General features: G+C 61.2%; 11 protein-coding genes. 7 read left to right on the top strand and 4 right to left on the bottom strand.

What is annotated here, in order from left to right:
* Window positions 1-93: 93 nt before the first annotated feature.
* Both RW095_RS29280 and RW095_RS29275 read left to right on the top strand, forming a co-directional pair.
* Window positions 94-1,284 (top strand): NAD(P)H-dependent flavin oxidoreductase, encoded by a 1,191-nt coding sequence (locus tag RW095_RS29280; RefSeq protein ID WP_317022235.1) that lies wholly within the window; start codon window positions 94-96, stop codon window positions 1,282-1,284.
* Window positions 1,285-1,353: 69 nt separating this feature from the next.
* Entirely contained in the window at window positions 1,354-2,022 is a 669-nt protein-coding gene (locus RW095_RS29275) for an OmpW/AlkL family protein (RefSeq protein WP_317022234.1), read from the top strand.
* 100 nt (window positions 2,023-2,122) lie between these two features.
* On the opposite strand, the gene RW095_RS29270 is transcribed toward RW095_RS29275, so the two are convergent.
* The 4 genes from RW095_RS29270 to RW095_RS29255 form a co-directional block, all read right to left on the bottom strand.
* Complete coding sequence (locus RW095_RS29270; protein WP_128595240.1) at window positions 2,123-2,326, bottom strand: DUF1289 domain-containing protein; 204 nt, start codon at window positions 2,324-2,326, stop codon at window positions 2,123-2,125.
* Window positions 2,327-2,363: 37 nt separating this feature from the next.
* On the bottom strand, window positions 2,364-2,552 hold the full coding sequence (locus RW095_RS29265; protein WP_317022233.1) for a hypothetical protein: 189 nt from the start codon (window positions 2,550-2,552) through the stop codon (window positions 2,364-2,366).
* On the bottom strand, window positions 2,549-3,886 hold the full coding sequence (locus RW095_RS29260) for a phospholipase A (protein WP_317022232.1): 1,338 nt from the start codon (window positions 3,884-3,886) through the stop codon (window positions 2,549-2,551). The genes RW095_RS29265 and RW095_RS29260 overlap by 4 nt, the downstream gene beginning before the upstream one ends.
* A 297-nt stretch (window positions 3,887-4,183) precedes the next feature.
* Window positions 4,184-5,479 (bottom strand): Nramp family divalent metal transporter, encoded by a 1,296-nt coding sequence (locus RW095_RS29255; protein WP_317022231.1) that lies wholly within the window; start codon window positions 5,477-5,479, stop codon window positions 4,184-4,186.
* A gap of 559 nt (window positions 5,480-6,038) precedes the next feature.
* On the opposite strand from RW095_RS29255, the gene RW095_RS29250 reads away from it, so the two are divergent.
* The 5 genes from RW095_RS29250 to RW095_RS29230 all read left to right on the top strand — a co-directional run bounded on the left by RW095_RS29250 (window position 6,039) and on the right by RW095_RS29230 (window position 11,440).
* Window positions 6,039-7,139: a polyamine ABC transporter substrate-binding protein gene (locus tag RW095_RS29250; protein ID WP_214883102.1), complete on the top strand. Its 1,101-nt coding sequence runs from the start codon at window positions 6,039-6,041 to the stop codon at window positions 7,137-7,139.
* A 156-nt stretch (window positions 7,140-7,295) separates the two neighbouring features.
* Window positions 7,296-8,396, top strand: coding sequence for an ABC transporter ATP-binding protein (locus RW095_RS29245; protein ID WP_317022718.1), 1,101 nt, complete (start codon window positions 7,296-7,298; stop codon window positions 8,394-8,396).
* Complete coding sequence (locus RW095_RS29240; protein WP_317022230.1) at window positions 8,393-9,322, top strand: ABC transporter permease subunit; 930 nt, start codon at window positions 8,393-8,395, stop codon at window positions 9,320-9,322. Before RW095_RS29245 ends, RW095_RS29240 begins: the two co-directional genes overlap by 4 nt.
* Window positions 9,322-10,140 carry an ABC transporter permease subunit gene (locus tag RW095_RS29235; RefSeq protein WP_317022229.1) on the top strand — a complete coding sequence of 273 codons (819 nt, stop codon included), beginning with the start codon at window positions 9,322-9,324 and terminating at the stop codon, window positions 10,138-10,140. Before RW095_RS29240 ends, RW095_RS29235 begins: the two co-directional genes overlap by 1 nt.
* A gap of 511 nt (window positions 10,141-10,651) precedes the next feature.
* Window positions 10,652-11,440, top strand: coding sequence for an RHS repeat domain-containing protein (locus tag RW095_RS29230; RefSeq protein WP_317022228.1), 789 nt, complete (start codon window positions 10,652-10,654; stop codon window positions 11,438-11,440).
* The last annotated feature ends 42 nt before the right edge of the window (window positions 11,441-11,482 follow it).

The raw sequence follows: 11,482 nt of genomic DNA, 5'->3' as shown, positions 1-11,482 counted from the left end.
CAACGTCATTCGCGCGCTGCTTGACCTGACGCAACCCCGGCTGCGCCCGACGGACGATGATCGGCGATTCGATAATCGTCCGTCGGATCAGTCATGCTCCACTCTCACTCCTTTTCACCGCTAGTTATCCGCGGTCGCTCGCTATTGCCGATCGTGCAAGGCGGCATGGGCGTCGGTATCTCCGCGCACCGGCTCGCAGGCAGCGTCGCACGCGAGGGCGCGCTCGGCACGATTGCCAGCATCGACCTGCGCCATCACCATCCCGATCTCGTCGAGCACTGCAGCCAGTCGCCCGACCACGCCACGCTGGAACAGGCCAATCTCACGGCGCTCGCACGCGAAATCCATGCGGCGAAGGCGCTCAGCGAAGGTCGCGGCATGATCGCCGTCAACGTGATGAAGGCGGTCAGCGCGCAGGCCGATTACGTCCGCGTGGCTTGCGAAAGCGGCGCCGACGCAATCGTGATGGGCGCGGGTCTGCCGCTCGACTTACCGGAAATGACCCAAGGCCACGACATCGCGCTGATTCCGATCCTGTCGGACAGCCGCGGCGTTGCGCTGGTGCTGAAGAAGTGGATGAAAAAAGGCCGCCTGCCCGACGCTGTCGTGATAGAGCATCCGGCGCACGCGGGCGGGCATCTGGGCGTCACGAACATCGCCGATATGAACGATCAGCGCTTTGACTTCATGCGGATTCTGCAAGAACTCGACGCCGTATTCGTCTCGCTCGGGCTCGATCGCAAGCAGGTGCCGTTGATTCTCGCGGGCGGCATCAATAGTCATGAGGCCGTGCGCACGCTGCTCAACGCGGGCGCTAATGGTGTGCAGCTCGGCACGCCGTTCGCCGTGACCGAGGAAGGCGACGCGCATCCGAACTTCAAGCGCGTGCTCGCCGAGGCGGCGCCGGAAGACATCGTCGAATTCGTCAGCGTGACGGGCTTGCCCGCGCGCGCGGTGAAAACGCCATGGCTCACGCGCTATCTGCGGCATGAAAGCAGGATTCGCGACAAGGTCGGCGCGCTCAAACACGCTTGCCCGACCGCGCTGGAGTGTCTGAGCGTGTGCGGCTGGCGTGACGGCGTCGAGAAGTTCGGCCATTTCTGCATCGACACTCGGCTCGCAGCGGCGTTGCGCGGCGACGTGGCAAACGGCCTCTTTTTCCGCGGCAAGGAAGCACTGCCGTTCGGCTCGGCGATTCGCAGCGTGCACGATCTGCTCGAACTGCTGCTGACCGGTGCGACGCGACCGGCTGTCGCAGGGCGCTGGGCTTTCTCTCTCGGTTGATGGGGGTCAACTTGCCGCGCGGCTGGAGCTTCGACAATCCCCGCACATTACCAACAATCGGGGAAGTAGATGAAACTCTCGCTCAGCAAACTCTCGCTCAACAAGATCAGGACCGCCGCCATTGCATTGAGCTTGCTATGCGCGGCCGCAATAGCGCCGCAGGCACATGCTGCCGGCGACGACACACTGAGCGGCATTCACGCCGGCGACGTGCTCGTGCGTCTACGCGCCATCAGCATTGTGCCGAACGTGGACACGACCGGCACGCTGTCGGCTCTGAACGTCGGCGTGAATAACGCGACCGTGCCCGAACTGGATCTGACCTACATGATCCGCGACTATCTCGGCGTCGAACTGATTCTGGGCACGTCGCGCCATCAGCTCACGTCGAGCATCGGCGGTCTGGGTGGCGTGAACGTATTGCCGCCGACATTGCTGCTGCAATATCACTTCAATCACGCGGGGCGCGTGCGTCCGTACGTCGGCGCAGGTCTGAACTACACGCTCTTCTACAACAATGGTCTGCATGTCGGCGCTCAGCCGGTGTCGATCACCAATCACAGCTTCGGTCCGGCGTTGCAGGCAGGCGTCGACGTGCAGGTGACGAAGTCGCTGTTCGTGAACGCGGACATCAAGAAAATCTGGATGCACACGGACGCGTCGCTCAACGGTCAGCCGCTTGGCCGCGTGAGCATCGATCCGGTGGTGGTGGGGCTAGGTGTGGGTATGCGCTTCTAGGCGCATGGCTCGGGCTTCGAGCGAGGCACTAACTGTGTGTCCTCATCGAAGCACGGGCAGCTTCGCCGGGACATTCCGCGTGACGGTTCCGGCGAACGTCTCAAAGCTTGTCGTTCTGGAAGCGCATGGCCGTGCCTTCCTGCTCGATGCGTACCCACACGGCCCGCTTTTCTTCATCGCTGAAAAAAACCCAGTTGGACACTTCAACGGCGGTGCGGCCGCAACCCTTGCAGATGTCGTCGAACAGCGTGGAACACACGCCAATACACGGGCTGTCGGGAAGAGCGTGGAGATTTGAAGCCATCGGAAACCTTGCAGCAGGGAAGCGGAGTTCCGCTATGTTAACCGATACGAGGCGCGAGGCACGCCGAGCCGAGCAGCGCATCGAATAGTGCAGCCAATCGCACGTCGAACAGCACGTCGAACGGCACGTCGAACAGCACGTCGAACGGCACGTCGAACAGCACGTCGAACAGCGCATCGAACAGCGCAGTTGCCCACGCGAGCCGCTGCCTGGCCCACAGTGTCATCGCGCAATGCTGTAGCCGATTCGCGCCATCCAATGCTGACGGTTGTTGTAGTCGAGCAGATCCTCCCCGTAGCCGTTGAAGTATCCGATCCACAGGTAGCCGCCCCATGCGCTGCCCAGCAGCTTCGCGAGCGGGTAGGTGAATTGCGTATCCACGCTGCCGTACCAGTGCTTGGTGCCTTTGCGCAGCGTGGTCGCGAGCTGCCAGCCGTCGGGGCTGCCGTATTTGACGAGCAGATCGACATAGCCGCGATAGTCCGCAATGTCAGGGTTACTCTCCTTGCCGAAGTAGTAATAGATTTTCGGCGACACCGTCAGATGGTTGGCCGTCAGATCCCCGAATTCCCACGTCGGGCGGATGAACGGCATATTGATGCTGCGTGAATCGGCTCCTCCTTTACCGTTCGATTCGTGCGCGACGCCTGCGGCGAAGCCCATCCGCGTAAAGAGCGGACTGCGCCAGCCCGTGTCCGGCACGTAGTAGAACAGTTGCGGCGAGTAGGTCGTGTCGTGGAACGGCCGGGATTCGGCGGACAGATCCCATATCGACGTCTGCGTGTACGCGAAGTACAGGTTGTCGATGAACGCCTTCGAGCGCAGGTCGTCCGGAATGCGCAGTCGATACTTGAAGCTCAGTTGCAGCCGCGCGTTGGTGTCGCCGTTGTGGCCGACGCCGAAGTACATCGGCTCGTAGTAGGAGACGTGTGCGAACACGCCGCGTCCAGTGGTCGACAGCGAGTCCCCGGGCGGCGAGATGGCGTCGCCCGTGGGGCCGTCGAGCGCCGCCGCCGTCGCCGCGGCCTGCGCGGGCGTGCTGGCCTGGCTCTCGCTGCGCTCGGCCTGCACGATCGCATCCTGCTGCGGTGTGCGATTGATCACGACGAGCGCCGGCGATGCGTCGAAGCCGACTGGATCGATACGCATCTCGCCGCGCGCCGATTCCGGCCACGGCGCCGAAAAGCGCACTTTGCGAAACTGGCCCGGCCGCAGACGCAGCGTGTCGGGCACGCCCGCTTCCCGCGCGAGTTCGAGCGGCTGCGGCGACTGTTCGCCGCCGGTCAGGGTGACGCGCAAGGTTTGCGGCACGGTGACGCTCAGCGGGCGGGTGTCGTCGGCGGAATAAAGCAGCGTGATCTGCAACGGCTCATCGGCCGCCGCGATGCGCGCGGGCTGCAGCATCGCGACCGTGGCGGCCGCCTCTCCCGGCAACGCGCTCGACAATGCGAAGACGGCGAACGCCAATGTGAGTCTGTTGCAGTGTGGAGAGCCATGAGCGCGGCGAATGGTCATGAAGATGCGGCGAGCAAAGCGGTCGAATGAAGCAACAAGGTGCATGGGCTGTCGTCCAGGAGCGAGGCTGCAGGCGAAACGGCGCGGCGCGTCTCGAGTGAGGTCATGCGCGGCGCCTGTTTTCGCCGCCGCGTCGATGCGAGAGGCTTGGAGGTGGCAAAAGAATGGCTGCCGGATGGCTAGGACAAGATCGCAGGCAGCCACCGGAATGCACAGCAGCACGGCGCGGCGCCACGGCGATCGGCGGTGCCGCGCAGGTTGAAATGCTAAAAGATCATTTACAAGTTGACCGCAACCGAAAGCGAATTCGCATCGGGCGCGGGGCCGAAAGCCGGGGCGCCGTCAATTGCCGAACGCCACCTGCCAGAGCAGCGCTCCGTTGAGCATGATGATGAAGGTGGCCGACAGCCACGCCAGCACCAGCGGCACGCCGTGCACTCGCCAGCCGCGCATCAGCCGTGCATCGGATGCGTAACGGATCAACGGTACGACCGCCAGCGGCAATTGCAGGCTCAGCACGACCTGGCTTGCCACCAGCAACTGATTGGAGCCTTCCTGGCCGTACATGGTCACGGCCACCAGCGCGGGGCCGATCGCCAGCGCGCGCGTGAGCAGCGCGCGTTTCCAGCGCGGCAGACGCAGTTGCAGGAAGCCCTCCATGACCGCCTGGCCCGCTAGCGTGCCGGTAACGGTCGCGCTCAGGCCGCACGCCAGCAGCGCCGCCGCGAACAGAATGCCGGCCCAGTGGGTGCCCAGCAGCGGCGCAATCAGGCGGTGAGCGTCCGCGAGATCGGTCACGTCGCGATGGCCGCTCGTATGAAACACGGCCGCTGCGACGATCAGCAGCGCCGCATTGATCACGAAGGCGAAGAGGAGCGAGCCGATGGTGTCGATATTGACGACATGCAATGCCGCCTTGATCTGCGCGTCGCTGCAGTCGGGCGCGTGGTGCTTGACGAGCGACGAATGCAGATAGAGGTTGTGCGGCATCACGGTAGCGCCGACGATGCCCGCCGCGAGCCACACCATCCCCGCGTTGCGCAATAGCTCGACGCTGGGCACCGTGCCCGCCAGCGCCGCATGCCAGTCGGGCCGCGCAAGCGCCAGTTCGATCACGAAGCACAAGCCGACAAAACCGATCAGCAACGCGATCACCGCTTCCAGCTTGCGGCCGCCTTTCTGCTGGAGCGCGAGCAGCGCGAAGGTACAGACAGCCGACATCAGCACGCCGACAGTCAGCGACACGCCCAGCAGCAATTGCAACGCGACGGCGCTGCCGACCACCTCCGCGACGTCGCAGGCGATGATCGCGACCTCGCTCGTCAGCCACAGAAAGATAGTGCGGCGCCGCCCCGAATGTTCGCGGCAAACCTGCGCGAGATCCCGCCCGGTGACGACGCCGAGCCGCGACGACAGCCATTGCAGCAGCATGGCCATCAGGCTCGCGAGCACGACCATGCCCAGCAACTGATAGCCATAACCGGCGCCCGCGCCGAGTGCCGTTGCCCAATTGCCAGGATCGATATAACCGACCGCGATCAGCGCGCCGGCGCCGACGAACGAGAACCAGTGCGCGGGTCCTTTTTCGGGCAGACGTCGACGGCGGTTAGGGCGCAGCGCGAACGGATTGGTGTTCATGGATGCCTGAGGTCAAAGACTGCCAAGTTCCGCAAGGGCCGTGCCCGCGGGGCTGATGCGGGCCCCCGCCATGCGGCGCGGCGAGCCGCGCGGACCAAGCCGTGCCGAGCGATGCCGGGTCCCGCAGGCAGGCCATACGCACAATACCGAGGCCGACGCCATCGTGACCTGCGCCTGTCAGCCATTGTGCTCCGTCGCGGCAATGCGTTGTTGGGCGATGTCGGCGCAAAGCCGCCTGCATTGCGGCGTCCAGACACTCGGCCGAAGCGCCCACGCTGGCTGGCTCGCAGCCTTAGCCCGCCGGCAACTTCGCAGGGTGCCGCGAGCCGGGGTTTTTTTCGGGTAGACACGCGCCCATAACCCGCTAAAATTGCGCCCATTTTCCGGCGGTGCGGCTTACGCTGTACCGTTTGCGCGACAATGCGGCGTTTTTTTTGGACCGCGCAATAATTGGTGGTAGTTTTCGGGTTTTTCAGGGGAGCCGTGGGCGCTGCATTGGCACTGCATCGCGGCATGCGTGAGGACGGCCGGTTCGGACCGGTCAGGATCGGAGAACGGGATGAAAAGACGGGTAGTGGGGCAAGTGGCTGCGCTGGTCTTGTGCGCGGCGCCGTGGTTGACGGCGGCAGCGAAGGATACGCAGCTCAACGTGTATAACTGGTCCGATTACATCGCCAAGGACACCATTCCGAACTTCACCAAGCAGACCGGCGTCCAGGTCAAATACGACAACTACGACAGCGACGACACGCTGCAAGCCAAACTTCTTACCGGCAATTCCGGTTACGACATCGTCGTGCCGACCAGCAATTACGCCGGCAAACAGATCGCAGCGGGCATCTTCTCGCCGCTCGATAAATCGAAACTGCCGAACCTGAAGTACCTCGACCCTTCGCTGATGTCGCTTGTCGCAGGCGCCGACCCGGACAACAAGTTCACGGTGCCCTGGGCATACGGCACGACCGGACTCGGCTACAACGTCACGAAAGCACAGCAGATCCTCGGCAAGAACGTGCCGCTCGATAACTGGGACATCCTGTTCAAGCCGGAAAACATCTCGAAGCTGAAGGCCTGCGGCGTGTCCGTGCTCGACGCGCCGGATCAGATGTTCGCCGCCGCGCTGCACTACATCGGCAAGGATCCGATGAGCACGAACCCGGCCGACTACCGCGCCGCGCTCGCCATGCTCAAGAAGATCCGTCCGTACATCACGCAGTTCAACTCGTCGGGCTATATCAACGACCTGGTCGGCGGCGACGTCTGCTTCGCATATGGCTGGTCGGGCGACGTCGTGATCGCCAAGCATCGCGCGATCGAGGCGAAGAAGGCATACAAGATCGAGTACTACATCCCGAAGGGCGGCGCGCCCGTGTGGTTCGACGTGATGGCGATTCCGAAAGACGCGAAGAACAAGGAAGCCGCGCTCGAGTGGATCAACTACATCGAAACGCCGCAGGTCCACGCCGCGATCACCAACGCCGTCTACTATCCGAGCGCGAATCTCGAAGCGCGCAAGTACGTGGACAAGGACGTCGCGAACGATCCGGCTGTGTATCCGCCGCCCGACGTCATCAAGACATTGTTCCTGCTGAAGCCGCTGCCGCCTGAAGTCCAGCGGCTGCAGACGCGGCTCTGGACTGAGTTCAAGTCCGGCCGCTAACCCGGCCAGAGTGAATGGGTAAGCATCATCAAGAAGCCCTCGGTGTCCACCGGGGGCTTTGTTCGTCAAACGCCGGAGTAAAGCATTGTGATGAGTAGTGAGCAGTCGGGCGCGCTGGACCGGGTGGCCGCGCCGTCCGCTGGCGGCAACGCCGCGATGAACGACGCAGCCGGGAACTTCGTGCAGATCGTCGACGTCGTGAAAAAATTCGGCGAGACCGTGGCGGTCAAACAGGTCAATCTGTCGGTGAAAAAGGGCGAGCTGTTCGCGCTGCTCGGTAGTTCCGGCTGCGGCAAGTCGACGTTGCTGCGCATGCTGGCCGGGCTCGAGACCGTGACCTCGGGCAAGATCCTGATCGACGGCGAGGACCTCGCGCAACTGCCGCCGTATCGCCGGCCGGTCAACATGATGTTTCAGTCGTATGCGCTTTTTCCGCACATGACGGTCGAGTCGAACGTCGCGTTCGGTCTGAAGCAGGAAGGCGTGCCCAAGGCGGAATTGAAGGACCGCGTGCAGACCGCGCTCGAACTCGTGCAGATGGGCCGCTTCGCGAACCGCAAGCCGCATCAGCTATCGGGCGGGCAGCAGCAACGTGTCGCGCTGGCGCGCTCTCTTGTGAAGCGGCCCAAGCTGTTGCTGCTCGACGAGCCGATGTCCGCGCTCGACAAGCAGATCCGTCAACGCACGCAGATCGAGCTCGTCAACATTCTCGACGCGGTCGGCGTGACCTGCATCATGGTTACGCACGATCAGGAAGAAGCCATGACGATGGCGGGCCGCCTCGCCGTGATGAGCGAAGGCGAGATCGTGCAGGTAGGCACGCCGCACGAGGTCTACGAGTATCCGAATAGCCGCTTTTCGGCCGAATTCATCGGCTCGACTAATCTGTTCGAAGGACATACGGTCGAAGACGAGCCCGATCACGTCTTTATCGAAACGCCCGATCTCACCTGCCGCCTGTATGTAAGCCACGGCATTACCGGTCCGCTCGGCATGCCGGTGACGATTTCCGTGCGGCCCGAGCGCATCGCGCTTACGCGTAAGCCGCCCGAGGGCGCATACAACTGGGGCAAGGGCGTCGTCACGAACATCGCTTACATGGGCGGCTATTCGCTGTACCACGTGAAGCTCGACAGCGGCAAAACGGTGATCGCCAATGTGACGAGCCTCGCGCTCACGGAGATCGATCCGCCGACCTGGGGCGACGAGGTGTATGTGCGCTGGAGCGCATCGGCCGGTGTGGTGCTCACGTCATGAAGCGCCGGTTCAATTCGTTCGTCAACTGGCCGGTGCGGCGCTTCAACCTGACTGGCCGCACCGCGGTCGTGGCCGGTCCGTTCGTCTGGCTGCTGCTGTTTTTTCTCGTGCCGTTCCTGCTGGTCGTCAAGATCAGCTTTGCCGATCTGCAACTCGGCATTCCGCCGTACACGGAGCTGACGAGTTTTGTGGACGGCGCGATTCACCTCAAGCTCGACCTGTCGCATTACGCGTTTCTCGTCACGGACAGCCTTTACTTTGCGACGTACATCAATTCGGTCGTGGTTGCCGCTATCTCGACGCTGCTGTGTCTGCTGATTGGCTATCCGATGGCGTATTACATCGCGCGATCGGATCCGGCGCGCCGCAATCTGCTGATGATGGCCGTGATGCTGCCGTTCTGGACATCGTTCCTGATTCGCGTTTATGCGTGGATCGGCATTCTGAAGAACAACGGCTTGCTCAATAATTTTCTGATGTCGATCGGTCTCATTCATTCGCCGATCGAGCTGTATCACACGAATACCGCCGTCTATATCGGCATGGTGTATTCGTATCTGCCGTTTCTCGTGATGCCCTTGTATGCACACCTGGTGAAGATGGACATGACTTTGCTGGAGGCCGCATACGACCTTGGCGCAAAGCCGTGGAAAGCGTTCTGGCAGATTACGTTGCCGCTCTCGAAGAACGGCATTATCGCCGGTTGCCTTCTCGTGTTTATTCCGGCGGTGGGCGAGTACGTGATTCCGGAATTGCTGGGCGGCGCGAATACGCTGATGATCGGCCGCGTGATGTGGAATGAGTTCTTCGACAATGCGGACTGGCCGATGGCTTCGGCGGTGACGTGTGCGATGGTGCTGCTGCTGTTGGTGCCGATGGCGTTCTTCCAGCATGCGCAGGCGAAGGCGATGGAGGAAAGACGTTAATGAAGCCGAACCGGATCTTGCAGTTCACTGCGTTGGCGTTGGGCTTTCTGTTCCTGTATGTGCCGATTGTGAGTCTGATCGTCTATTCGTTCAACGAATCGCAACTGGTCACCGTATGGACGCGCTTTTCGACGCGCTGGTATGCGGCGTTACTGCATGACGACGAACTGATCGCTGCAGCGTGGCTCTCGTTGAGGGTGGCGGTGCTGACGGCGTTTGCGTCGGTGATCATCGGCACATGGGCCGGCTTTGTGCTCGCGCGCATGGGGCGTTTTCGCGGCTTCACGCTTTATACCGGCATGATCAACGCGCCGCTGGTGATTCCCGAGGTGATCCAGGGCATTTCGCTGCTGTTGCTGTTTATCGAAATGGCGAAGTGGCTCGGATGGCCGGCCGGGCGCGGCATATTCACGATCTGGATCGGGCACGTGATGCTGTGCATTTCGTACGTGGCGATTATCGTGCAGTCGCGCGTGAAGGAGTTGCATCCTTCGCTGGAGGAAGCGGCGCTCGATCTCGGGGCGACGCCGCTTCGCGTGTTTTTCTCGATCACCTTGCCGTTGATTTCGCAGGCGCTGGTGTCGGGGTGGCTGTTGTCGTTTACCTTGTCCATCGACGATCTGGTTTTGTCCGCGTTTTTGTCGGGGCCTGGATCGACGACGTTGCCGCTGGTGGTTTTCTCGCGGGTCCGGTTGGGATTGAATCCGGAGATGAATGCGTTGGCAACTTTGTTTATTGCGGTGGTGTCCGTCGGGGTCGTGGCGGTTAATTATTTTATGCAGCGGGCGGAGAGGAGGAGGGTGGGAGTGGGAGGCTAAGGTTTCCTGTTTTTCGATTGCGCTTTCGTCGGTGCTGGAACCGTACGCAGCCTTTCCCGCGAATGCGGCAGCTTCTAAAGAACTATCCGCAAACTTCTGCAACATCTGACGGTGCTGGCCCCCACTCCCGTCAGACCTGTCGATGCGCCGACTCCATTTATGATTTTCTGCCCGGCAGTTGGAGACTAAGCGTGCTGCTTAGCGAATTAAATGCGTCTGTCGCGAAGCTGACATTCCCTAAGTCGTGGAATAACACGACCAAGCCAGTCTAGAACGAATTTCCCTTGATGCAAATCCCTCATTGGAAAAAGGAGCGCAAAAAATTTGATTCAGAAATTTCCATGAATATGTTGAGAACAATTCTGAAAGAGAATTCCTTCGGATAGACGCGCATTTCAATCTCGCTAAGAGTGGGCAAGCCGGATCGGCAAAACCTAACAATTAGGGAGAGACATGAAAGGGGATCCCCGGCACTCCGACCTGCGCAGTTCAGGTCGCTGGAACGTCGCCCATGACAACGGGCAATGATGATCCATATAACTCTATTAACTATTACAACTGTCCAAATGCGTCCGACTGGATCAGAGATTATTGCGGAGGTGTACCTGTTCCGCCGCAGCCAGATGACTCGTGTCCAGTAGCTGACCCGGTCCTCTCGGGCAAGGGAATTGTCAGAGTTACCGAAAGTGACTTCGCGAGTGGCGATGCCTCTCCGCTTGTCTTCAGGCGTACTTATCTTTCGAAGCCATACGACACGACGCAGGCATTGATGGGTCGCAACTGGGTTAACAACTGGCAGCGAAGGATCGACTTGGCCGCGGTAAATGCGAGCGTGCCTCGAATCGTTGCTTATCGAGGTGATCAGCAGCCCGTTGCCTTCACGCTGAGCGGCGGCGCGTGGACTGTTCCCGGGACTTCAGGTATGTCCCTGACGAACGGCGGCGACGGATACTTCTATCTAAAAGACGACCGGCTTGGTACGACAGAAAGATATTCGGCCAGTACTGGTCTATTGAAGTCAGAAACAAGCCGGACAGGTGTATACCGTGAGGTCTTTTACGATGGGCAAAGAATTTATTCTGTCGGACAGTGGCCCGCCGATCGCATCGCACAGAGCGCGTCGATGCTCTACTTCACTCTTACGTACGATAGCAGTGGTCGTATAACGAGCGTGGTGCCTCCCTCTGGCAATGCCACGCACTATTTGTATGATACGAACGGGAACCTGGCTTCGGTGACCGCACGATCGGCTACGTCCGTCAGTATCTTTATGAGGATGCTCGCTTTCCTAACGGATTGACTGGAACAAAAGACAAATCCGGCTCCCGTACAGCAACTTGGG

Origin of the sequence: Paraburkholderia kirstenboschensis (genome assembly GCF_032806925.1) — a bacterium.
Lineage (GTDB): Bacteria > Pseudomonadota > Gammaproteobacteria > Burkholderiales > Burkholderiaceae > Paraburkholderia > Paraburkholderia kirstenboschensis.
This window is presented reverse-complemented; position numbering and strand designations above follow the sequence as displayed.

Coding starts and splice junctions, on each gene's coding strand:
- RW095_RS29240 (WP_317022230.1), top strand. CDS start 8,393: ATGAAGCGCCGGTTCAATTCGTTCGTCAACTGGCCGGTGCGGCGCTTC.
- RW095_RS29235 (WP_317022229.1), top strand. CDS start 9,322: ATGAAGCCGAACCGGATCTTGCAGTTCACTGCGTTGGCGTTGGGCTTT.
- RW095_RS29230 (WP_317022228.1), top strand. CDS start 10,652: ATGACAACGGGCAATGATGATCCATATAACTCTATTAACTATTACAAC.
- RW095_RS29260 (WP_317022232.1), bottom strand. CDS start 3,886: ATGCACCTTGTTGCTTCATTCGACCGCTTTGCTCGCCGCATCTTCATG.
- RW095_RS29255 (WP_317022231.1), bottom strand. CDS start 5,479: ATGAACACCAATCCGTTCGCGCTGCGCCCTAACCGCCGTCGACGTCTG.
- RW095_RS29250 (WP_214883102.1), top strand. CDS start 6,039: ATGAAAAGACGGGTAGTGGGGCAAGTGGCTGCGCTGGTCTTGTGCGCG.
- RW095_RS29265 (WP_317022233.1), bottom strand. CDS start 2,552: ATGACACTGTGGGCCAGGCAGCGGCTCGCGTGGGCAACTGCGCTGTTC.
- RW095_RS29245 (WP_317022718.1), top strand. CDS start 7,296: ATGAACGACGCAGCCGGGAACTTCGTGCAGATCGTCGACGTCGTGAAA.
- RW095_RS29280 (WP_317022235.1), top strand. CDS start 94: ATGCTCCACTCTCACTCCTTTTCACCGCTAGTTATCCGCGGTCGCTCG.
- RW095_RS29270 (WP_128595240.1), bottom strand. CDS start 2,326: ATGGCTTCAAATCTCCACGCTCTTCCCGACAGCCCGTGTATTGGCGTG.
- RW095_RS29275 (WP_317022234.1), top strand. CDS start 1,354: ATGAAACTCTCGCTCAGCAAACTCTCGCTCAACAAGATCAGGACCGCC.